A 19619-nucleotide genomic window follows, 5' to 3' on the forward strand; every position below is an offset into this window, starting at 1 on the left:
GCCCGGCAATGTCCGGCGTCTTGCTGCAACTGCGCTCACCAGGCCCCCTGCAAAAGCCTCTTAAGACGGCGCCTGATCAGTTCTTGTAGATCTGATCAAAGACGCCGCCGTCGGCAAAATGTTCCCGCTGTGCCTTGGTCCAGCCGCCGAAAACGTCGTCGATCGTGAACAGCTCGACCTTGGCGAAGGCATTTTCATACTTCTTGGCGATTTCGGCATCGCGCGGACGGTAGAAGTTGCGCGCGGCGATCTCCTGCCCCTCCTTGGTGTACCAATATTGCAGATAGGCATCGGCGACGTTTCGATTGCCCTTTCTGTCGGCGACCTTGTCCACGATCGCGACGGGCGGCTCGGCGAGGATCGATTGTGGCGGCGCCACGATCTCGAACTTGTTCGTGCCGAACTCCTTCAGCGCAAGGAACGCCTCGTTCTCCCAGGCGAGCAGCACGTCGCCGACACCGCGCTCGACGAAGGTCACGGTGGCGCCGCGCGCGCCGGTATCCAGCACCGGGACCTGCTGGTAGAGCTTGCCGATGAAGTCCTTGGCCTTGTCGGCCGATCCGAACTTCTTCTGCGCAAAGCCCCAGGCTGCAAGATAATTCCAGCGTGCCCCGCCCGAGGTCTTCGGATTCGGAGTAATGATGGCAACACCCGGCTTGATCAGATCGTCCCAGTCCTTGATGCCCTTGGGATTGCCCTTGCGCACCAGGAACACGATCGTCGAGGTATAAGGGGATGAATTCTGCGGCAGCCGCTTTTGCCAATCCGCCGCCACCAGGCCCTTGGCCGCGATGGCATCGACGTCATAGGCGAGCGCGAGCGTCACCACGTCGGCCTGCAATCCGTCGATCACCGCGCGCGCCTGCGAACCGCTGCCGCCATGCGACTGCTTGATCTCGATGCTCTTGCCGGTCTCCTTCTGATAGGCATTCGCGAACGCCTTGTTGAACTCGCCATAGAGCTCTCGCGTCGGATCGTACGACACGTTCAAAAGGTTGATATCGGCGGCGAGAGCCGAGCTTGCCCAGAGGAATCCTGCAGCGAGCGGAACGATACGGCGCATCATGTCCATCTCCATTCACCTCGACGACATCGGCGTCATCGGCGGCAGGCATAACTCGGGGCGAAACGCCCTTGAGTCAACGGAACCGGATTTTCTTGTTCGCAGCGTGGCAGCGCAACCGTGCTACGAAACCTTCATCGTGTGAATGCCGCATTCTGTCTTGGCGCGGCCCCGCCATCGGCCGGCGCGGGAATCCTCGCCCTCGCCCGTTCTGCTGGTGCAAGGCATGCAGCCAACCGACAGAAATCCTGACGCGACCAGAGGGTGCCGCGGCAATTTGGCAAGGGTGAAGATCGCCTCGATCTCCTCGCGCGAGACGTTGGCGAAGGGATTGAACTTCAACCGCACGCCGTCGTCCTCGACGACGGGAATGTCGGCGCGCGCGCTGCCCTGGAAGCGCTTGCGGCCGTTGAGCCAGGCCGAGAACGGCTTCAGCGCCCGGGCCAGCGGCTCGACCTTTCGAATGCGGCAGCAGGCGTCGGGATCGGAGAACCAGAGGTCGCGGTCGGGATCGTCGCGCGAGAGTGCCTCCTCGGCCGGCTTGATCGACCGGACGTCCTTCAGGCCCAGCTTCGCGATCAGCGTATCGCGATAGGCCAGCGTCTCCTCGAACAGCCAGCCGGTGTCGAGAAAGATCACCGGAATCGCGGGATCGACGTCCGCCATGACCTTCAATAGCGTCGCCGATTCCGTACCGAAGGACGATACCAGCGCGAGCTTGTCGCGCCCGACCGTCTTCAGCGCCGCAGCGACGATCTCCGCGGGCGAGGCATCGCGCAAAGCGCGATCGAGCTCCTCCGCCGAGGGCACCGCAGAGACCGTCGGAACCTGAGGCGCGATCGCGGTCACGTGCCGACACCTTCGGAATGACGCAGCTGCATGCGCCGGTGCAGCGCCGTGATGCGGCCATCGCCGGTCGGCTGGTAGAATACCGAATAGCGCCTGGCCGTCTGCATGAAGGCTTCCGCGTCCGCCTGCTTCTTGACCTCGAAGGCGTCGAAGCCGGCGCGCAGCATGAACACGAATTGGTCGCGCAGCACCTGGCCGGTGGCGCGCAATTCGCCACGGTAATTGTAACGTTCTCGCAGCAGCCGTGCCTGGCTGTAGGCACGCCCGTCGCGGAAGGTCGGGAACACCAGCGCGACGGCCGCGATCCTGCCGAGATACGGCACGAGTTCGGCGATGTCGCGATTGTTCGGCCAGATCACGCCGACCCTGCCGGCGCGCTGGAGCAAGCCCTCGGCCTCGCCGAGGAAACGCTCGGCCGGCACAAGAATGTCGCCGCGCTCGGGCAGCGGCGTATCGACGGCGAGCTTGACGAAGCTGTCGTCGACGATCTTTCCGCCGTTAACGAGTGGCATAGACGCGCTCCTTGAAGGGTTCGACGCCGAGGCGCTTCACCGTGTCCATGAACAGCTCTTCGGGCCGCTCACGCAGCGCCAGATAGGCTTCCACGATGTCCTCGACGACATCGGCGACCTCGTCGAACTTGACGCCCGGCCCGATCAGGGTCCCGAGCGCCGCGTTCTCGTCGGCGCGGCCGCCGATGGTGATCTGGTAGACTTCCTCGCCGTTCTTCTCGACGCCGAGAATGCCGATATGGCCGACATGGTGATGGCCGCAGGCATTGATGCAGCCGGAGATGTTGATGTGGAGCCGGCCGATCAGATTGGCGAGCTCGTGATTGGCGAAGCGCCGCGTCAGTTCCTGCGCGATCGGGATCGAGCGCGCATTCGCCAGCGAGCAATAATCGAGCCCCGGGCAGGCGATGATGTCGGTGATCAGGTTGACGTTGGGTGTCGCGAGCCCGAGCTTGTCGAGCGCCTTCCACAAGGCCGGCAGGTCGCGCTTGGCGACGTGCGGCAGCGCCAGGTTCTGCTCGTGGCCGACGCGGATTTCGCCGAAGGAATATTTGTCGGCAAGATCGGCCAGCGCGTCCATCTGCTCGGCGGTGGCATCGCCCGGAGGCCCGCCGGTCGGCTTCAGCGAGATCGTCACGATCGAATAGCCCTGCACCTTGTGCGGGGCCACCGAGTTCTTGCGCCACGCCTCGAAATCCGGATCGGCCGCGGCCTGGCGCAGCTCGTCCGGCATGTGCGGCAGCTTCTCGTAAGAAGGATAGGTGAAGCGCGAGCGGATGTCCTCGATCACCTCGTCGTCGATCTCAAGCGAGGAGTTGCGGATCTGCCGCCACTCGTCCTCGACTTCGCGGGAGAATTTCTCGATCCCGAGCTCGTGCACCAGGATCTTGATGCGCGCCTTGTAGATGTTGTCGCGGCGGCCGTACTGGTTGTAGACGCGAAGGATCGCCTCGATGTAGCTGAGGATGTCGCGGCCGTGGACGAAGTGCTTGATGGTCTTGGCGATGAACGGCGTGCGGCCGAGACCGCCGCCGACCAGCACCTCGAAGCCGGTCTCGCCCTTCTCGTTCTTGATGAGCCGCAGGCCGATGTCGTGGATCTTGATCGCGGCGCGGTCATGGTCCGAGGCGGTGATCGCGATCTTGAACTTGCGCGGCAGGAACGAGAATTCCGGATGCAGCGTGGTGTGCTGGCGGATCAGCTCCGACCAGATGCGCGGGTCCTCGATCTCGCCCGGCGCGACGCCGGCCCACTGGTCCGAGGTGACGTTGCGCATGTTGTTGCCGGAGGTCTGCATCGCGTGGATGCCGACCTTGGCGAGATCTTCGAGCGCGTCCGGCAGCTCGGCGAGCTTGATCCAGTTGAACTGGATGTTCTGCCGCGTGGTAAAGTGGCCGTAGCCGCGGTCGTATTTGCGCGCGACATGGGCGAGCGCCCGCAGCTGGTTGGTCGCCAGCGTACCGTAGGGGATCGCGACGCGGAACATGTAGGCGTGCAGCTGCAGATAGACGCCGTTCTGAAGCCGCAGGATCTTGAACTCGTCCTCGGTGAGCTCGCCGGAGAGGCGCCGCTTCACCTGGTCGCGGAACTCCGAGACGCGCTCGTTGACGAGCGTGCGGTCGATTTCGTCGTAAGCATACATAAGTGCGTGCCTTAAACCTGGGCCGGCTGTCCGATGGTGACGCCGGTACGGCGGATCTGTTCGCGCAGATTGCCGGGCAAGATCTTGCCGTCCTCGCCGATCTGCACCGGCGCGATATAGGGGCCGATCGCACCGACATCATCGGCGATGGACTCCGCAAGCAACGCCCTGGCCTCGTCGGAGTTGCGCACGATCGCGGCTTCCGACAGCTCCGCGGACCAGCCCTTGGCGGCGGTGCGGTAGACGACGATGCCGTCCCAGGTGCGATTGGCGGTCACGACCGAGGGGCCGGCGATTTTGATCTTCTTCTGTTCAAGCGGGGAGGTCATTCGGCTGCATCCAGGAGGTCAGAGATGATTTGCTTCGGAGTCTTCTTGGGGGTTTGACGGCCAAGCGAACCGGCATGCCGGACCACGTCGCCGATGATGAGGATAGCGGGACCGCCTTGGATCCGCCGCACGAGCTCGGGCAGGTCGCGCAGCGTGCCGATCGCGCCTTGCGCATCGGGCCGCGTGACACGGGCGAACACGCCGACCGGTGTTTCCGGCGAGCGGCCGGCCGCGAACAGGCCGGCGCGCACGGCCGGCGCCGCCGTCAGGCCCATGTAGACCACGACGGTCATCCTGGTGTCGGTCAGCGTCGTCCAATCCACGTTCTCGGCATCGCGCGCCTTGTGCGCGGTCAGGAAGGTGATGCGGGTCGCTTCATGGCGGTAGGTGAGCGGCACCTCGAAATCGGCGGCGCCGCCGAGCCCTGCGGTGATGCCGGGAATGATCGAATAGGCGATGCCAGCGGCGCGTAGCGCTTCGACCTCCTCACCACCGCGGCCGAACACGAAGGGATCGCCGCCCTTCAGCCGCACCACGCGCTGGCCGGCTTGCGCGGCTTCGATCATACGCTTGTTGATGGCGTCCTGGCCGATGCCGGGCTTGCCGACACGGCGGCCGACCGGCACGCGCGTGGTGTCGCGTCGGATGCGGTCGAGAATCTCGGACGAGACCAGCTCGTCATGGAAGACGATGTCGGCATCCTGAAGGGCGCGGAGCGCCTTGATGGTGAGAAGGTCAGGGTCGCCCGGGCCGGCGCCGACCAGCGCGACCGAGCCTTCCGGCTTGTCGGCGCGCGCGAATTCGGCGGGGTCGGAGATAGCCTTGAGCGATGCATCCGCTTCGCCCTTGCGGCCGGCGAGCACGGCCGCGCCGATCGGACCGTCGATGACGCGCTCCCAGAAGCGGCGGCGCAGTGGAAATTCGGCGATGCGCTCGTTGACGGATTTGCGGAATCTGCCGATGAACTCGGCAAGCTCGCCGATGCGCGCCGGCAGCAGCGCCTCGATCTTCTCGCGCACGCGCCGCGCCACCACCGGCGAGGTGCCGCCGGTGCCGACTGCGACCACGACATCGCCGCGATCGACGATCGCCGGAAAGATGAAGCTGGAATGCTCGAGATCGTCCATGACGTTGACAGGCAGGCCGAGCGCCTTCGCACGCACGGACATCGCAACGCCGACGTCGCCGGCACCCGCGCAGACAATGGCGATGACGCCTGAGAGATCGGCGGTGAGTGGATCGCCGCTCGCGATTTCGATGCGCTCCGCGTCCCCGGAACTGAGGCCAAGATCCTGATTGCCGTCGATCGCATGCACGCGCAGGCGCGCCCCGGCAGCGGCGAGCACGCGCAGCTTGGCGCGCAAAAGCTCGCCCGCACCGATGAGGACCACCGGGCCGGCCTTGAGATCGAGAAACACCGGCAAGAACCGCATGCGCTACTCGCTTCCCCACAAACGGGGTTGACTGGAATTATTTTCTATATATGTCTCGTTTCGAGCGCGCAAAGAGAAAATTTTTTCTTCTCTTCCGCACTGCAACTATAGAATTTTCGCCTCCAAACGCAAAGTGGCAGAGATGCATCTTCTCAAGGACGATTCCGCTGCTGTCGGAGTGAGCAGCCCGGCCCTCATCGAGCGCTTGGGCCAGCAAGAATTTTCTGCCGACCTTGCCCCGAGCATGGACCATCTCGACCAGCTCGAGGCGCAGAGCATCTACATCTTCCGCGAGGCCTTCGCCCGGCTGAAGAAGATCGCCCTGCTGTGGTCGCTCGGCAAGGACTCCAACGTCATGATCTGGCTGGCGCGGAAAGCGTTCTTCGGCAAGATGCCGTTTCCGGCCCTTCACGTCGACACCGGCAAGAAGTTTCCGGAGATGTATCGCTTCCGCGATCACTACGGCAAGGAGTGGGATCTCGATTTGCGCGTCGAGCCGTGCCCTCCGATCGATGCCGTCGATCCGACGCTGCCGCCGGCCGCACGCTCCGCCGCGCGCAAGACCGAAGGCCTCAAGATGGCGCTCGCCAAATACGGCTTCGACGGCCTGATCGCCGGCATCCGCCGCGACGAGGAGGCAACGCGCGCCAAGGAACGTGTGTTCTCGCCGCGCGGCCTGGAGGGCAATTGGGACGTGCGCGACCAGCCGCCGGAATTCTGGGATCATTTCAACGCGTCGCCGCCGCAAGGCGCGCATTTGCGCATCCATCCGATCCTGCATTGGACCGAGGCCGACATCTGGGCCTACACCAAGCGCGAGAACATTCCGATCATCCCGCTGTATCTCGCCAAGAACGGCAAGCGCTATCGCTCGCTGGGTGATCAGGACATCACCAATCCGGTCGCCTCGAGCGCCTCGAATATCGACGAGATCCTGATCGAGCTCGAACAGACCAAGGTGCCGGAGCGCTCGGGGCGCGCGCTCGACCACGAGACCGAAGACGCTTTCGAGCGCCTTCGCGTCGCCGGCTATCTCTGACCTCAAGGACGCGAGCGCCCGCATGAACATGATCGTCACCCCGGCTTCGTCCGCCACTCCGAACGGCACCACGCGCCCCCAGGTGCGCATCGTCATCGTCGGCCATGTCGACCACGGCAAGTCGACGCTGGTCGGCCGGCTCCTGCACGAGACCGGCAGCCTGCCCGAGGGCAAGCTCGACATGCTGAAAGCCGTCAGCGCGCGGCGCGGCATGCCGTTCGAATGGTCGTTCCTGCTCGATGCGCTGCAGACCGAGCGCGACCAGGGCATCACCATCGACACCACGCAGATCCGCTTCCGCACCAATTCGCGCGACATCGTGCTGATCGACGCGCCCGGCCACGCCGAGTTCCTGCGCAACATGATCACCGGCGCCTCGCAAGCCGACGGCGCGGTGCTGATCATCGACGCGCTCGAAGGCGTGCGCGACCAGACGAGGCGGCACGGCTATCTCCTGCATCTGCTCGGCGTGAAGCAGGTCGCCGTCGTCGTCAACAAGATGGACCGCGTCGATTTTTCCGCCGCGCGCTTCAAGGACATCAGCGACGAGATCTCGGCGCATCTGAGCGGCCTCGGCGTGACGCCGACGGCGGTGATCCCGATTTCGGCGCGCGACGGCGACGGCGTCGCGGAGCGCACGGGCCGGATCGGCTGGTACAAGGGACCGACCGTTGTCGAGGCGCTCGATAGGCTCGAGCCGGCGCGCCCGCTGGAAACGCTGGCGCTGCGGCTGCCCGTGCAGGCGATCTACAAGTTCGACGACCGGCGCATTGTCGCCGGCCGCATCGAATCCGGCAGCCTGCTTGCCGGCGACGAGATCGTGATCATGCCGGCCGGCAAGATCGCCAGGATCAAGACCGTCGAGAGCTGGCCGGTGACGCTGCTGGCCGGACGACAGGGCGCGGGCCGCTCGGTCGGCATCACGCTCGACCGCGAATTGTTCATCGAGCGCGGCGACATCATCGCGCATGCGGGCAGCGCGCCGCGCGAGACGCGCCGGCTGCGCGCGCGCATCTTCTGGCTGCACGACAAGCCGCTTGCCAAGGGTGACCAGATCCTGGTGCGCAGCGGACCGAAGGAGAGCCGCGCCACCGTCGTCGCCATCGAGAAGGCGGTCGATCCCGGCGAGCTCTCGAGCACCGAGAACAAGGCGATCGCCCGCAACCATGTCGGCGAGATCGACATTTCGCTTTCGAATCCGATCGCCACCGATCCCTACACCGAGAACCCGCGCACCGGCCGTCTCGTGATCGAGGTCGCGGGGCGCATCGCCGGCGGCGGCCTGGTGCTGTCCGTCGATGCCGGCCAGCGCGCCGTGCCGGTCGATATCGTGCCGGTGGAATCGGCGCTGCGCCCTGACGAGCGCTCCGCGCGCTACCGCCACAACGGTGCCGTGGTCTGGCTCACCGGCCTGCCGGCCTCCGGCAAGTCGACGCTGGCAAGAGCGCTGGAGCGGCGGCTGTTCACCAATGGCGGCTCGCCGGTCCTGCTCGACGGCGACACGCTGCGCGCCGGGCTCAACAGCGATCTCGGCTTCTCCGCTCCCGATCGCAGCGAGAACATCCGCCGCCTCGCCGAGGTCGCCACGCATCTCGCCCGCAACGGCCATATCGCGATCGTCGCCGCGGTCTCGCCCGCGCGCGAGGACCGCGCCGCCGCGCGCCGCATCGCCGACTCCGCGTTCCGCGAGATCCATGTCGCGACGCCGGCCGATATCTGCGAGGAGCGCGATCCCAAGGGCCATTACAAGAAGGCTCGCGCCGGGGCGCTGGCTTCGTTCACCGGCATCGGCAACGACTATGAGGCGCCGCAGGCAGCCGAGCTCGTGATCGATACGTCGAAGCGGACGGTTGCGGAAGCGGCCGACGAGATCGAGCAGATGCTGAAGGCATCAGGCGTGCTGTTCGACGAAGTCGTGGACCTCGCCGCGAATATTTGAGGCTGCCCTAGTCCCCGCTGTCGTCGCCCGGCTTGGCCGGGCGACCCAGTATTCCAGAGACAGCGTTAGGATACAGAGAAGCCGCGGCGTACTGGATTCCCCGCTTTCGCGGGGAATGACACCGGTGGTGGGGCCTTTCCTCTCTCTTCTTGACATTTTGACAAGCCACCGGGGGTCTTCTCAGCGCCCTGATTTTGGGGCTAATAGGTCCCGAAAGCCGCCCCCGCGTGGGCGCATTTTGCTGCTGTCGGGTCAAAAGCAGCCAAAAACAGCCATTTCCAACAAGAAAGCCCATCATGAAACGCGTCGACGCCCACGGATTGAAGATCGCTCCCGTCCTGTTTGACTTCATCGCCAAGGAAGCGGCCCCGAAAACGGGGATCGCGCCGGATGCGTTCTGGGCCGGGCTTGCCGCCATCATCAAGGAACTGGGCCCTAAGAACCGCGAGCTGCTCGCATTCCGCGACACGCTGCAGGCCAAGATCGACGACTGGCACCGCGCCAACAAGGGCAAGGCGTTCGACCTCGATGCCTACACCGCCTTCCTGAAGGAGATCGGCTATCTGGTCCCGGAGCCGGCGACGCAGAAGGTCGAGACCGCCAATGTCGACGAGGAGATCGGCAAGATCTGCGGCCCGCAGCTCGTGGTGCCGCTCACCAATGCGCGCTATGCGCTGAACGCGGCGAATGCGCGCTGGGGCTCGCTCTATGACGCGTTCTACGGCACCGACGCGATTCCGCACGACGCTGCCGAGAGCGGCAAGGGCTACAACAAGGCGCGCGGCGACAAGGTGATCGCCAAGGCCAAGGCGTTTCTCGATGCGGCCGTCCCGCTCGCGACCGGCAGCCACACCGACGTCACCGCCTACAGCGTCGTCGCGGGCCAGCTTGCGGTGAAGCTGAAGAGCGGCAACGCCACCGCGCTGAAGAACGCTGCGCAGTTCGCGGGTTTCCAGGGCGATGCGGCGGCGCCGAGCGCGGTGCTGCTCGTCAACAACGGCCTGCATATCGAGGTCAAGATCGACCGCAGCAGCGCGATCGGCAAGGACGATCCGGCCGGCGTCGCCGACATGATCATGGAGGCCGCGGTCTCCACCATTCTCGACATGGAAGACTCGGTCGCCGCGGTCGACGCCGAGGACAAGGTGCTGGTCTATCGCAACACGCTCGGCCTGATGAACGGGACGCTCTCGGCCGATTTCGAGAAGGGCGGCAAGACGCTGACGCGCTCGCTCAACGCCGACCGCAACTACAAGACGCCGGACGGCAAGGGCGAGGTCAAGCTGCACGGCCGCAGCCTGCTGTTGATGCGCAATTGCGGTCACCACATGTTCACCGACGCGGTGCTGGACGAGAAGGGCGAGGAGATTCCGGAAGGCCTGCTCGATGCCGCCGTCTCCGGCCTGCTCGCCATCCACGACCTCAAGGGCAACTCCAAGGTCAAGAACAGCCGCACCGGCTCTGCCTATATCGTCAAGCCGAAGATGCACGGCCCGGACGAGGTGTCGCTGACCTGCGAGATCTTCGACCGCGTCGAGAAGATGCTGGGCCTGCCTGAGAACACGCTCAAGGTCGGCATCATGGACGAGGAGCGGCGTACCACCGTCAACCTCAAGGCCTGCATCCAGCGCGCCTCCAAGCGCATCATGTTCATCAACACCGGCTTCCTCGACCGCACCGGCGACGAGATCCACACCTCGATGGAAGCGGGTCCGATGATCCGCAAGAACGAGATGAAGGCGCAGGCCTGGATCAAGGCCTATGAGGACTGGAACGTCGATATGGGCCTGACCTGCGGCCTTCCCGGCCATGCCCAGATCGGCAAGGGCATGTGGGCAGCGCCGGACAAGATGGCGGACATGCTGGCGCAGAAGCTCGGCCATCCGCAGGCGGGCGCCACCACCGCCTGGGTGCCATCGCCGACGGCGGCGACGCTGCACGCGCTGCACTACCACCAGGTCAACGTGATCGCGCGTCAGCAGGAGCTGACCAAGGGCGGTCCGCGCGCGAAGCTCTCGGACATCCTCACCATCCCGGTGTCGAAGTCGAACTGGGCGCCGGATGACGTCAAGCAGGAGATCGACAACAACTGCCAGGGCATCCTCGGCTATGTCGTGCGCTGGATCGACCAGGGCGTCGGCTGCTCCAAGGTGCCCGACATCCACGATGTCGGCCTGATGGAAGACCGCGCGACCTTGCGCATCTCCAGCCAGCATCTCGCCAACTGGCTGCATCAGGGCGTGATCACCGAGGCGCAGGTGATGGAATCGCTCAAGCGCATGGCGGTCGTCGTCGACAAGCAGAACGCGGGCGATCCCATCTACAAGCCGATGGCGCCCGCCTTCGACGGCGTCGCCTTCAAGGCGGCCTGCGACCTCATCTTCAAGGGGCGCGAGCAGCCGAACGGCTACACCGAATACATCCTCACTGCCCGCCGCCGCGAGGCGAAAGCGGCGGGCTGAGCTCCGCCAGAGAACTTCGAAAGCCCCGGCTCGCGCCGGGGCTTTTTTGTGGGCGAAACGCCGCGGCGGGCCGCGGAACGGCTGCACCGTGGACCGCGTTGTCCGGCCATCAACCAACGGGAGACGGTCATGGACTGGAATCGGATCGAAGGGAACTGGAAGCAATTCAAGGGCTCGGCCAAGGAGAAATGGGCCAAGCTCACCGACGACGACCTCCAATTGATCGAGGGTCGGCGCGAGCAGCTCGAGGGCCGGCTCCAAGAACGCTACGGCAAGGCCAAGGACCAGGTTCGTCAGGACGTCGACGACTGGCTCAAAGGGCTGCACTAAAGCAGCACAAACGAAGCCCCGGCTTACGCCGGGGCTTTTGTTTTTGAGGTGTAGCCCGCCTTCGCTAGAATACCGCCAGATACTTCAGCAGCGACACGATGCCGATGATGATGACAACCACGCGCGCGATCTGCTTGGCCCGGCCGTCCAACGGCAGCATGTTGATGAGATAGAGCACGAGAATGACGACGAGAAAGGTAACGAGTACGCCGACCAGCATTGCAGGACCCCCTTCAGGCAAATTGTGCCACTGTTCTTAACGCGCTGCACTCTGGTCGGTTCCACTTCTGCAACCCGCTGAAACCTCTCACGAAATCCCTACGATCGGACGAGCCACCTGCGATTTCGTTCTTCCAGATGCGGACCCGCGCGCGCTCGCGGCGAGCTTGTCCGGAGACCACTGCCGATGGGGCGATAGTCTGCTTCGTTGCGGCAACCCTACTCCTTCGCCACCACGGGGACCTGGCGGAATTTGGCGCGCACCGAGTCCGGCAGCGGCGAGAAATTCATCGCGACACCGCGGCGATCATTGGCGTTGCGGCTGGCGACCACGAGGCCGTTGGCGCCGGCGACGATGTCGCCCTTGCGCAGGGTGGGATCGTCCTCGACCTTGACTTGGGCGAGCCCAGCCGGGTCCTTGCCGTTGCAGGTGCACCCCGCGACGATCTCATTACGATAGCGGAACGCGTTCGGCAGGTCGGAATAGGACTTCCCGTTCTCCATCGTGGCGTCGTCTATATTGCTGCCGTAGACCAGCGAGGTTTCCGAGGCCGGGCAGAAGCTCTTGCAGGACTGCGCCTTGCTCGCGGCATCGGTGCCTTGCGCCGGGAAGTAGCGGCCGTCGCAGCCGCGCACGCAATAGGCCGTGCCGGCGCCATAGGAGGACCGCCGCGGCGCGTCGTAGCGCGGCACGTCTTCGTTCGGGAACGGCATCCGGATCTCCGGCGGCGGCCGCATCCGGAAGCCGCCGAACAATGCCGAGAAGAAATCCTCCGCATGCGCCGACGGTGCCGACGCCAGACCGGCGGAGACAGCGATCAACATCGCCGTACCGCCAGCCAATTTGCCAAACAGGCGCCTGCTCATACGACCTCGCTCACTCTCAGTTCACGGCCGACGTCGTGATGTTCAACGCCTGGCGGCCGGTGGGCACCGTGCTCACGGCCGGGCGCTTTCGCGCGGGATCTGCGCCTTTGGCCATCAACGGCGCATTCTTCGGCAGCACCACGACCTTGGCGCCGACATTGACCCGGTTGAACAGGTCGATGACGTCCTCGTTGGTCATGCGGATGCAGCCGGACGACACGAACTTGCCGATGGTGGAGGGATCGTTGGTGCCGTGGATGCGGTATTCGCTGGAGCCGAGATACATCGCACGCGCGCCGAGCGGATTGCCGGGGCCACCGGCGACGAAGCGCGGCAGATAGGGCTGGCGCGCGATCATCGCGGTCGGCGGATGCCAGTCCGGCCATTCCGCCTTGCGGCTCACGCTCTGCACGCCCGACCACGTGAAGCCCTCGCGGCCGACGCCGACGCCGTAGCGGATCGCGCGACCGTTGCCGAGTACGTAGTAGAGATAGGTGTTGTTGGTGTCGATGACGATGGTACCGGCCGGCTCGCCCCTGTCGAAGCTGACGATCTGCTTTCGCAGGCGGTCGGGCAACTGGGCGTCCTCGTCGGCGGGCTGCGGCGCCTCGTTGACTTCACCCTGGGAGTAAGCCTGGGAGTAACCCTGGTCCTGCGGATAGGCCTGCGGCTGCATCGGAGCGTAGCCGAAGGTTTGCGCGCTCGCGCCACCACAGGTTACCGCGAGGAAGGCAGTGGCGAGCGCGAACGCGGCGACAGAGCGCGGCGCTGAGCTGCGGCGGACTACAGAGAACTTCGTCATGTGCTGCCCCATTGGACGTCTGCATCAGGGGTGACGCAGCTGGTTCAAGCAACGCAGTGGTGCCGATTCGAGTTCCACCGCAGGCTGCGGCAGCTTGGTCACAGTCAAGCGAGCACATCTTCACGAAGCTGCGATGGAACTCGCGCTTCCCCCGCAACGTTATGGAATGGGCGCGCGGGTCGCTAGCCTTCCATGCGGGAGATATGTTGTGCGCGTCCTTCCCAGCGATCGCCTAATTTCCGGAAGCAGCGAAGGCGAACCGCTCCCCGAGAGCCGTGGCGAGCTGCCGCCGGTGATCCGCCGCACCGAGTTCGTCGCTTTCGCGCTCGCGGGCCTGCTGCTGATTGCGGTCGTCACCGTGCTCTATGTCGGAAGGGCGTTCTTCCTGCCCGTGGTGATGGCCTTCGTCACCGGCACCATGCTGTCGCCGGCGGCGAACTTCCTGGAGCGGTACAAGGTGCCGCGGGGGCTCGGAGCTGTCCTGATCGTGATCGCGGGGACGACGGTGGTCGCCTTCGTCGTCGCCCTGATCGCCTCACCCGTGATGGAGTGGAGCACGCGCCTGCCGGAGCTCGGCGCTCAATTGAAGGATAAACTGCACGTATTCAACCGGCCGCTGGCGCTGTGGCGAGAGCTACAGGGCATGATCGGCGGCTCGGAGGGCTTCCCCAGCATTGAGATGCCCAAGGTCGAATGGGTGCAACCCACGCTGGAATTCCTCTCGCCGACCTTTACCGAATTCCTGCTGTTCTTCGTCACCCTCATTCTGTTCATCGCGAGCTGGCGCGACCTGCGGCGAGCCATGATCATGACATTCAGCGATCGCGACGCGCGTCTGCGTACCCTTCGCATTCTCAACGAGATCGAGGTTCATCTCGGCAACTACCTCCTGACCGTCACCCTGATTAATGTGGGCGTCGGCATCGGCACCGGCCTCATCTGCGCGCTCACCGGCATGCCCAATCCCGCCGGGCTCGGCGCGCTGGCGGCAACGCTCAATTTCATCCCGATCATCGGGCCGGTCGCGATGTTCGTGGTGCTGGTCGTGGTAGGCCTGGTCGCCTTCCCAACCATCGGCGGCGGCCTCATGGCCGCGCTCGCCTTCGGCGGGCTCACCTTCCTGGAGGGGCACTTCATCACGCCGACCATTATCGGCCGGCGACTGGCGCTCAATGCACTTGCGGTCCTGCTGGCGCTGGCCTTCTGGACCTGGATGTGGGGCCCCATGGGCGCGTTCCTGTCCTCACCGCTTCTGATCATGGCCCTGATTCTCAAGGAGCATCTGCTGCCAACGGACGCGCCGCATCTGCCGCAGGCCTGACCGGTTTCCGTGACGGAACTTCCCCGACGACGAAACGTTCTCCGGCTATCTCAGCCGTCAACAGTTTGGAGCTCCCGATGTCCACGCCCAATGCCGAAGCCGGGATGAAAGACTGGACCGACAAAGCCACCCGAGAACGTCTCGAGAAGGATGTAGCAGCCGTGAAAAGCGATATCGCCGCCCTCACCGACCAGATCACCGACGCGCTCAATACTTTCGCCAACTCCACCAGCAAGCAGGCTCGCCGCGGCTATCGCCAGGCGCGCGAAAACGTGGATTCCGCGATGGACGACATGTCCGAGCGCGGCAGCGCGATGATGGAAGCTGCGCAAGATGCCTACGGCTCGATCGAGGAGACGCTGGAAGAGGCGATCACGCAGCGACCGCTCGCGACCGTCGGACTGGCGCTCGGCATCGGCTTCCTGATCGGCGTCGCCTGGCGCCGGTAAGATTGCGGAACGGATGCTGAGACGGCGGCGCTGCCGCGCCGCCGATGTTGGCTTGTGACGTTTCGGCTTGTGGGGGATTTGAGGAGCAAGGCCATGTTTCAGCGCATCATCGACGGGATCAGTGCATCCACCGGCACGACAATTCGGCTGACCTCCCTTGCCGCAGGCGCGGCCTTTGCGCTGTTGGTGACGACAGGCTTCCTGTGTGCCGCCGTCTTCATCTCGGTCCTGGAGGCATATGGCCCGGTGCAGGCCTGCCTGGCCGGCGCGGGCATCTTCTTCCTGCTGACCCTGGCGGCGGCAGGCTCCTACTGGGGTTACAAGCGCGAGGTGCAGAAGCGTGCCCAGATCGCGGCCGAGCGCGCCGCGAAGTCGGCAGCGCAGAGCATGCTTGCGGATCCGATGCTCCTCGCCACCGGACTCCAGATCGTTCGCGCCATCGGCATGAAGCGGCTGTTGCCGATCCTGGCGATCGGCGGCGTCGCCCTCGGCATCCTGGCGAGCCGCGCCGGTGTGCCCGACGAGGTGTCGGCTGAACCTGCCGAGTAGCGGCAAGGTGCGCAGGCCGCTTGCGTCTATGGCCGGCTGCGAACAATGCAGATCGCGGCCACAGCAAGCGGAATGGTCAGCGCGATCCAGGACAACGGCAGCCACATCCCCGTCTGGCCGATCAAGGCAGCCAGCAGGCCGAACACGTTCAGAGCCGCAAGCAAGGCTGGCCAGCGCCAGATCAGACGAAGCGAACGAGTGCCCGTCATTCAGCCGCTCCCGGCAGCGGCATGGCTACTGCGGAATGCTGCTGCGCTCTCGCGGCACGCGACCGTGACAGCCAGAGATACAGCCCGCTGCCGAGCACGACGATGGTGACGAGGTCGAGCAGCACCCAGATGATCTTCAGCGGCATGCCGCCGTAATCGCCGAAATGCAGCGGGCGCGACAGCTCCAGCGCGCGCAGATACCAGGGCATGGCCACTGCCGACACCAGCGCGCCGCTCCTGGCATCGACCAGCACCGGGCTGAACAGGCGCGAGGTCAAAGGCTCCCTGCCCTTGGTCCAGACCACGTAGTGGAAGGGCGAACCGAAGGGAGCCCCCGGATAGACCACGCTGGTCGCGATCATGTCAGGGAATGCCGCTTTCACCGTGTCAAAGGCTGCCTGAGGCGACGACAGTTCGGAAGTCTCCGGAACCGGCCTGCCTTGCATCGGCGCCAGCATCGCGCGCACGTCGGTCTGCTGCCACAGCGCGAACAGCGGGGTCGAGAGTTCGTTGATCACGCCGGTCGCGCCGACCACCAGGGCCCAGCCGAGCGTCACGACGCCGAGCAGATTGTGCAGGTCGAGCCATCTCAGCCGCGGCGATCGGGCCGCCCGCACCGTGCCGAAATCGAGCTTGCGCATGAAAGGTCCGTAGATCGCGATGCCGGAGACGATCGCGACAATGAACAGCAGAGCCATCGCACCGAGGAACAGCTCACCCGGCAGCCCCGCGAACAGGTCGCGATGCAGCGTGAGCATCAGTTGCAGGAAGGTCAACCCGTCCGCACCGAATGGCTTTGTCTGCTTCAGCACGTCACCGGTATGGGCATCGAACCGGATCGAGTACAGCGATTTGCGGTTGGCGTTGTACGCCGCCCACGAACTCGCCATGTAGACCATGATCTTGGGCTCGTCGTCGTCGACGAATACCGAGATGATGGTCTCGCCGGGATACAGCTTCCGGCTGACCTCGACGACCCGGTCGAGACTGACATTGGGCGTACCCTCCGGCACCTGTGCGTAGGGCAAGGCGTCGTCGAGCAGGCCGTCGATCTCATCCCGCAGCACCAGCGGCAGGCCGGTGATGCAGATCAGGAGCAGGAACAGCGTGCAGATCAGGCTCGACCATTTGTGCACGAAGAGCCAGCGCCGTAGCGCCGGCTTGCGTTCGTACACTCGCTCTCTGGAGATCGCCGGATCGCTCATCGCAAGCCCCTACCAACGGTAGCGCAACGTCGCGATGACGTTGCGACGCAGGCCATAGTAACAGCCGACGTCCTGGCAATAGGTCACATAGGTCTTGTCGAACAGATTGGTCGCGTTGACCTGCGCCGAATAGCCTTTGAACATCGGCCCCAGGGCCGAGAAGTCGTAATGGATCGCCGCATCGAACAGCGTCACGGCCGGGACGTAGAAGGTGTTGGCCGTATTGCCGGGAAGCTCGCCGATATAGCGGACGCCGCCGGATAAGCCGAACCCGTCCAGCGGACCGCCGCGGAACGTATAGTCCGCCCAGGCCGAGGCGGAATTCATGGGAAAGCCGACCGGATGCTTGCCGAACTGCGTCGCTGTGTTGGATCTTGTGACGACGTTGTCGAGATAGGTGTACGAGGCCAGCACCGTGAGTTCGCGACTGATCTCGGTCTTGGCCTCGAACTCGACGCCGCGCGACCGGATCTCGCCGGTCTGGACGCGCGAGCCGATCGGATGAGTCGGATCGGTATCCGGCGTCAGCACGTTCTGCTGGACCAGGTTGAACGCCGCAATCGTGTACAGCGATATGTCGTTGGGCTGATACTTGATGCCGGCCTCCTCCTGCTGACCGGTCGTCGGTACGAAGGGACGGTTGAGGGCATCGGTGCCAGCGGTCGGCTGAAACGATTCCGTGTACTGGACATAAGGCGCGACGCCATTGTCGAATTTGTACAACAGCGCAGCACGCTTGGTGACCGCTGTATCGGATTTTGGCGCGATCGTGGTGAGGTTGGATGCGAGTGACGTGCTCTCGGTGCGGGACTGGGCGAGATCATGACGGATGCCAAGCAGCGCCACCCAGCGATCGTACTTGATCTGGTCCTGGATATACTCGCCGAGCTGCTCGATCCGCTGCCGGTTTCTGGTCGTGAATGGTACCGGTCCGAACGGCGTACCATAGACCGGATCGAAGGCGTTGATCGACGGCACGGAAGCAAGCAGGCCGTTGAGGGTCTTGTCGACGCCGTTCCGGTAATCGACGCCGGCGAGCACGGTGTGCTCGATCGGGCCGGCGAAGAATTTCGCCTCGACTTGATTGTCGACGGCGATGGAGTGGATGGTCTCCTGCGTGGTGTAGGCGCCGCGGGTCATATTGGTGGGATCGGTGCCGGAGTTGGGGGACACCACCGCGAAATCGGTGCTGAGATCGGTGTAGCGCAGGTTCTGCCGCACCTTCACATTGTTGTTGAAGCTGTGATCGAACAGATAGCCGACCGAACCGTAGGTGCGATCCGTCTTGTCGAAGCCCGGCTCGCCCGAATAGAAGCTGGTTGGGATGAAGCTGCCCTTGTAGGGCGTGATGGTGCCGATTCCGCGCGGCAGCAGTTGATTGTAGAACCCGGCCTTGGGATCGCGCTGATAGGTGCCGAGCACCGTCAACGTGGTATTGTTGTCCGGCCGCCAGGTCAGTGACGGCGCGATGGAGATGCGCCGGTAATCGCCATGGTCGACCTGGCTGCCGACGTCGAAGCCGGACGCCGTGAAGCGGTAGAGAAACTCCTTGTTCTTGTCGATCGGCCCGGACAGGTCGATGCCGGCTTGGGCGCGGCCATAGCTGCCGGTCGAGACGAACATCTCGTGATAGGGCTCGAGCGTCGGGCGCTTCGAGACCATGTCGACGAGACCTCCCGGCGACGATTGGCCGTACAGGATGGAGGCTGGGCCGTGCAGGATCTCGACTCGCTCGAGATTGAATGGCTCGACGAGCGAGTAGGCGAAGATGCCGAAATTGAGCAGCCGCAGCGAATCCAGATACTGGTCGGCGAGAAATCCGCGGACATAGACGGCATCGGTGCGACCGTCGGCGCCGGCGAGCTCACCGCGCGTACCCGGCGTATAGCGCACCGCCTGCGCGATGCTCTGCGCGCCCTGAGCCTGGATCTGATCCTGGGTAATGACCGAGATCGCTGCCGGCGTCTCGATCAGCGGCGTATCGGTCTTGGTGCCGGTCGCGCTCCGCGTCGCGACCATGCCGTCAACGTGGCCGAAGGCCGATTCCTTGCGACTCGCGCTGGCGCCGGTCCCGGTTGCAGCGGAGGCGCCGGCGGCTGTATTCGCGCGCGAGGCCGCTCGCGTGCGGGCCGCGCTGCGGCTGCGCGAGGATGACGTATTAACCCGCTTCGGCGATGCGCTGCTCTGGACGATCACCGGAGTGAGCTCGGTGCCCGCCCCGCCGGTCGATGCCGCCGTCGATGATTGGGCTGCCGCCCCTCCCGTAACAACAATCAAAACGATCGAGCTGACGGCGCCCATGAGCCGCCAACGCCCCACTTCCAAAACGCCCACTGCAACTTCCCCAAGTTCCGACTGCGAATGGATGCAGCCGGAACAACGAGTTACCGCAGCAGTTCA

General features: G+C 64.7%; 20 protein-coding genes. 8 read left to right on the top strand and 12 right to left on the bottom strand.

Annotated elements, in window-relative coordinates:
* Positions 1-76: 76 nt before the first annotated feature.
* Positions 77-1078, bottom strand: a complete 1002-nt coding sequence (locus XH96_RS35370) for a sulfate ABC transporter substrate-binding protein (protein WP_194389933.1) — start codon at positions 1076-1078, stop codon at positions 77-79.
* Here XH96_RS35370 and XH96_RS35375 point away from each other — a divergent pair.
* Positions 1065-1208 (top strand): hypothetical protein, encoded by a 144-nt coding sequence (locus XH96_RS35375; RefSeq protein WP_194394422.1) that lies wholly within the window; start codon positions 1065-1067, stop codon positions 1206-1208. The two genes, XH96_RS35370 and XH96_RS35375, sit on opposite strands and share 14 nt — an antisense overlap.
* Here XH96_RS35375 and XH96_RS35380 read toward each other — a convergent pair.
* The 5 genes from XH96_RS35380 to cysG are packed head-to-tail and all read right to left on the bottom strand — an operon-like array spanning position 1187 to position 5828.
* A complete protein-coding gene (locus XH96_RS35380; protein ID WP_194389934.1) occupies positions 1187-1912 on the bottom strand; it encodes a phosphoadenylyl-sulfate reductase in 726 nt (241 codons plus the stop codon). The two genes, XH96_RS35375 and XH96_RS35380, sit on opposite strands and share 22 nt — an antisense overlap.
* Positions 1909-2424 carry a DUF934 domain-containing protein gene (locus XH96_RS35385; RefSeq protein WP_194389935.1) on the bottom strand — a complete coding sequence of 172 codons (516 nt, stop codon included), beginning with the start codon at positions 2422-2424 and terminating at the stop codon, positions 1909-1911. The genes XH96_RS35380 and XH96_RS35385 overlap by 4 nt, the downstream gene beginning before the upstream one ends.
* A complete protein-coding gene (locus tag XH96_RS35390) occupies positions 2411-4066 on the bottom strand; it encodes a nitrite/sulfite reductase (protein WP_194389936.1) in 1656 nt (551 codons plus the stop codon). The genes XH96_RS35385 and XH96_RS35390 overlap by 14 nt, the downstream gene beginning before the upstream one ends.
* A gap of 11 nt (positions 4067-4077) precedes the next feature.
* Positions 4078-4395: a DUF2849 domain-containing protein gene (locus XH96_RS35395; RefSeq protein ID WP_028178414.1), complete on the bottom strand. Its 318-nt coding sequence runs from the start codon at positions 4393-4395 to the stop codon at positions 4078-4080.
* A complete protein-coding gene (gene cysG / locus XH96_RS35400) occupies positions 4392-5828 on the bottom strand; it encodes a siroheme synthase CysG (RefSeq protein WP_194389937.1) in 1437 nt (478 codons plus the stop codon). The genes XH96_RS35395 and cysG overlap by 4 nt, the downstream gene beginning before the upstream one ends.
* 244 nt (positions 5829-6072) lie before the next feature.
* On the opposite strand from cysG, the gene cysD reads away from it, so the two are divergent.
* From cysD to XH96_RS35420, 4 genes are all read left to right on the top strand, one after another.
* Positions 6073-6867: a sulfate adenylyltransferase subunit CysD gene (gene cysD, locus XH96_RS35405; RefSeq protein ID WP_194389938.1), complete on the top strand. Its 795-nt coding sequence runs from the start codon at positions 6073-6075 to the stop codon at positions 6865-6867.
* Positions 6868-6889: 22 nt separating this feature from the next.
* Complete coding sequence (cysC, locus tag XH96_RS35410; protein ID WP_194389939.1) at positions 6890-8806, top strand: adenylyl-sulfate kinase; 1917 nt, start codon at positions 6890-6892, stop codon at positions 8804-8806.
* A gap of 296 nt (positions 8807-9102) precedes the next feature.
* The gene (locus XH96_RS35415) at positions 9103-11268 is read left to right on the top strand and encodes a malate synthase G (RefSeq protein WP_194389940.1); all 2166 of its coding nucleotides are present in this window, start codon (positions 9103-9105) and stop codon (positions 11266-11268) included.
* A 129-nt stretch (positions 11269-11397) separates the two neighbouring features.
* A complete protein-coding gene (locus XH96_RS35420; protein ID WP_061880957.1) occupies positions 11398-11598 on the top strand; it encodes a CsbD family protein in 201 nt (66 codons plus the stop codon).
* Positions 11599-11662: 64 nt separating this feature from the next.
* On the opposite strand, the gene XH96_RS35425 is transcribed toward XH96_RS35420, so the two are convergent.
* From XH96_RS35425 to XH96_RS35435, 3 genes are all read right to left on the bottom strand, one after another.
* Positions 11663-11818, bottom strand: coding sequence for a Thivi_2564 family membrane protein (locus XH96_RS35425; RefSeq protein ID WP_061880958.1), 156 nt, complete (start codon positions 11816-11818; stop codon positions 11663-11665).
* A gap of 218 nt (positions 11819-12036) precedes the next feature.
* Entirely contained in the window at positions 12037-12684 is a 648-nt protein-coding gene (locus XH96_RS35430; protein WP_194389941.1) for a DUF2865 domain-containing protein, read from the bottom strand.
* Between the two features lie 16 nt (positions 12685-12700).
* Complete coding sequence (locus XH96_RS35435; RefSeq protein WP_194389942.1) at positions 12701-13486, bottom strand: L,D-transpeptidase; 786 nt, start codon at positions 13484-13486, stop codon at positions 12701-12703.
* Between the two features lie 208 nt (positions 13487-13694).
* Here XH96_RS35435 and XH96_RS35440 point away from each other — a divergent pair, with 208 nt between their 5' ends.
* The 3 genes from XH96_RS35440 (at position 13695) to XH96_RS35450 (ending at position 15805) form a co-directional block, all read left to right on the top strand.
* Positions 13695-14807, top strand: a complete 1113-nt coding sequence (locus XH96_RS35440; protein ID WP_194389943.1) for an AI-2E family transporter — start codon at positions 13695-13697, stop codon at positions 14805-14807.
* Positions 14808-14884: 77 nt separating this feature from the next.
* Positions 14885-15256: a YqjD family protein gene (locus tag XH96_RS35445; RefSeq protein ID WP_194389944.1), complete on the top strand. Its 372-nt coding sequence runs from the start codon at positions 14885-14887 to the stop codon at positions 15254-15256.
* Between the two features lie 93 nt (positions 15257-15349).
* Positions 15350-15805 carry a hypothetical protein gene (locus XH96_RS35450; RefSeq protein WP_165936235.1) on the top strand — a complete coding sequence of 152 codons (456 nt, stop codon included), beginning with the start codon at positions 15350-15352 and terminating at the stop codon, positions 15803-15805.
* A gap of 26 nt (positions 15806-15831) precedes the next feature.
* On the opposite strand, the gene XH96_RS35455 is transcribed toward XH96_RS35450, so the two are convergent.
* The 3 genes from XH96_RS35455 to XH96_RS35465 are packed head-to-tail and all read right to left on the bottom strand — an operon-like array spanning position 15832 to position 19520.
* Positions 15832-16014, bottom strand: a complete 183-nt coding sequence (locus XH96_RS35455) for a hypothetical protein (RefSeq protein WP_194389945.1) — start codon at positions 16012-16014, stop codon at positions 15832-15834.
* Entirely contained in the window at positions 16011-17219 is a 1209-nt protein-coding gene (locus tag XH96_RS35460; RefSeq protein ID WP_194389946.1) for a PepSY domain-containing protein, read from the bottom strand. Before XH96_RS35460 ends, XH96_RS35455 begins: the two co-directional genes overlap by 4 nt.
* Positions 17220-17228: 9 nt before the next feature.
* Positions 17229-19520 carry a TonB-dependent siderophore receptor gene (locus XH96_RS35465; RefSeq protein WP_194389947.1) on the bottom strand — a complete coding sequence of 764 codons (2292 nt, stop codon included), beginning with the start codon at positions 19518-19520 and terminating at the stop codon, positions 17229-17231.
* Positions 19521-19619 lie beyond the last annotated feature (99 nt).

The organism is Bradyrhizobium sp. CCBAU 51765, assembly GCF_015291725.1.
In the GTDB taxonomy this organism is placed as follows: domain Bacteria; phylum Pseudomonadota; class Alphaproteobacteria; order Rhizobiales; family Xanthobacteraceae; genus Bradyrhizobium; species Bradyrhizobium liaoningense.

Bases quoted from the DNA above. Each gene is read 5' to 3' on its own strand.
- XH96_RS35375 (WP_194394422.1), top strand. From the start codon at position 1,065: ATGTCCATCTCCATTCACCTCGACGACATCGGCGTCATCGGCGGCAGG.
- XH96_RS35370 (WP_194389933.1), bottom strand. From the start codon at position 1,078: ATGGAGATGGACATGATGCGCCGTATCGTTCCGCTCGCTGCAGGATTC.
- XH96_RS35385 (WP_194389935.1), bottom strand. From the start codon at position 2,424: ATGCCACTCGTTAACGGCGGAAAGATCGTCGACGACAGCTTCGTCAAG.
- XH96_RS35390 (WP_194389936.1), bottom strand. From the start codon at position 4,066: ATGTATGCTTACGACGAAATCGACCGCACGCTCGTCAACGAGCGCGTC.
- XH96_RS35395 (WP_028178414.1), bottom strand. From the start codon at position 4,395: ATGACCTCCCCGCTTGAACAGAAGAAGATCAAAATCGCCGGCCCCTCG.
- cysG (WP_194389937.1), bottom strand. From the start codon at position 5,828: ATGCGGTTCTTGCCGGTGTTTCTCGATCTCAAGGCCGGCCCGGTGGTC.
- cysD (WP_194389938.1), top strand. From the start codon at position 6,073: ATGGACCATCTCGACCAGCTCGAGGCGCAGAGCATCTACATCTTCCGC.
- cysC (WP_194389939.1), top strand. From the start codon at position 6,890: ATGAACATGATCGTCACCCCGGCTTCGTCCGCCACTCCGAACGGCACC.
- XH96_RS35415 (WP_194389940.1), top strand. From the start codon at position 9,103: ATGAAACGCGTCGACGCCCACGGATTGAAGATCGCTCCCGTCCTGTTT.
- XH96_RS35420 (WP_061880957.1), top strand. From the start codon at position 11,398: ATGGACTGGAATCGGATCGAAGGGAACTGGAAGCAATTCAAGGGCTCG.
- XH96_RS35425 (WP_061880958.1), bottom strand. From the start codon at position 11,818: ATGCTGGTCGGCGTACTCGTTACCTTTCTCGTCGTCATTCTCGTGCTC.
- XH96_RS35430 (WP_194389941.1), bottom strand. From the start codon at position 12,684: ATGAGCAGGCGCCTGTTTGGCAAATTGGCTGGCGGTACGGCGATGTTG.
- XH96_RS35435 (WP_194389942.1), bottom strand. From the start codon at position 13,486: ATGACGAAGTTCTCTGTAGTCCGCCGCAGCTCAGCGCCGCGCTCTGTC.
- XH96_RS35445 (WP_194389944.1), top strand. From the start codon at position 14,885: ATGTCCACGCCCAATGCCGAAGCCGGGATGAAAGACTGGACCGACAAA.
- XH96_RS35450 (WP_165936235.1), top strand. From the start codon at position 15,350: ATGTTTCAGCGCATCATCGACGGGATCAGTGCATCCACCGGCACGACA.
- XH96_RS35455 (WP_194389945.1), bottom strand. From the start codon at position 16,014: ATGACGGGCACTCGTTCGCTTCGTCTGATCTGGCGCTGGCCAGCCTTG.
- XH96_RS35460 (WP_194389946.1), bottom strand. From the start codon at position 17,219: ATGAGCGATCCGGCGATCTCCAGAGAGCGAGTGTACGAACGCAAGCCG.
- XH96_RS35465 (WP_194389947.1), bottom strand. From the start codon at position 19,520: ATGGGCGCCGTCAGCTCGATCGTTTTGATTGTTGTTACGGGAGGGGCG.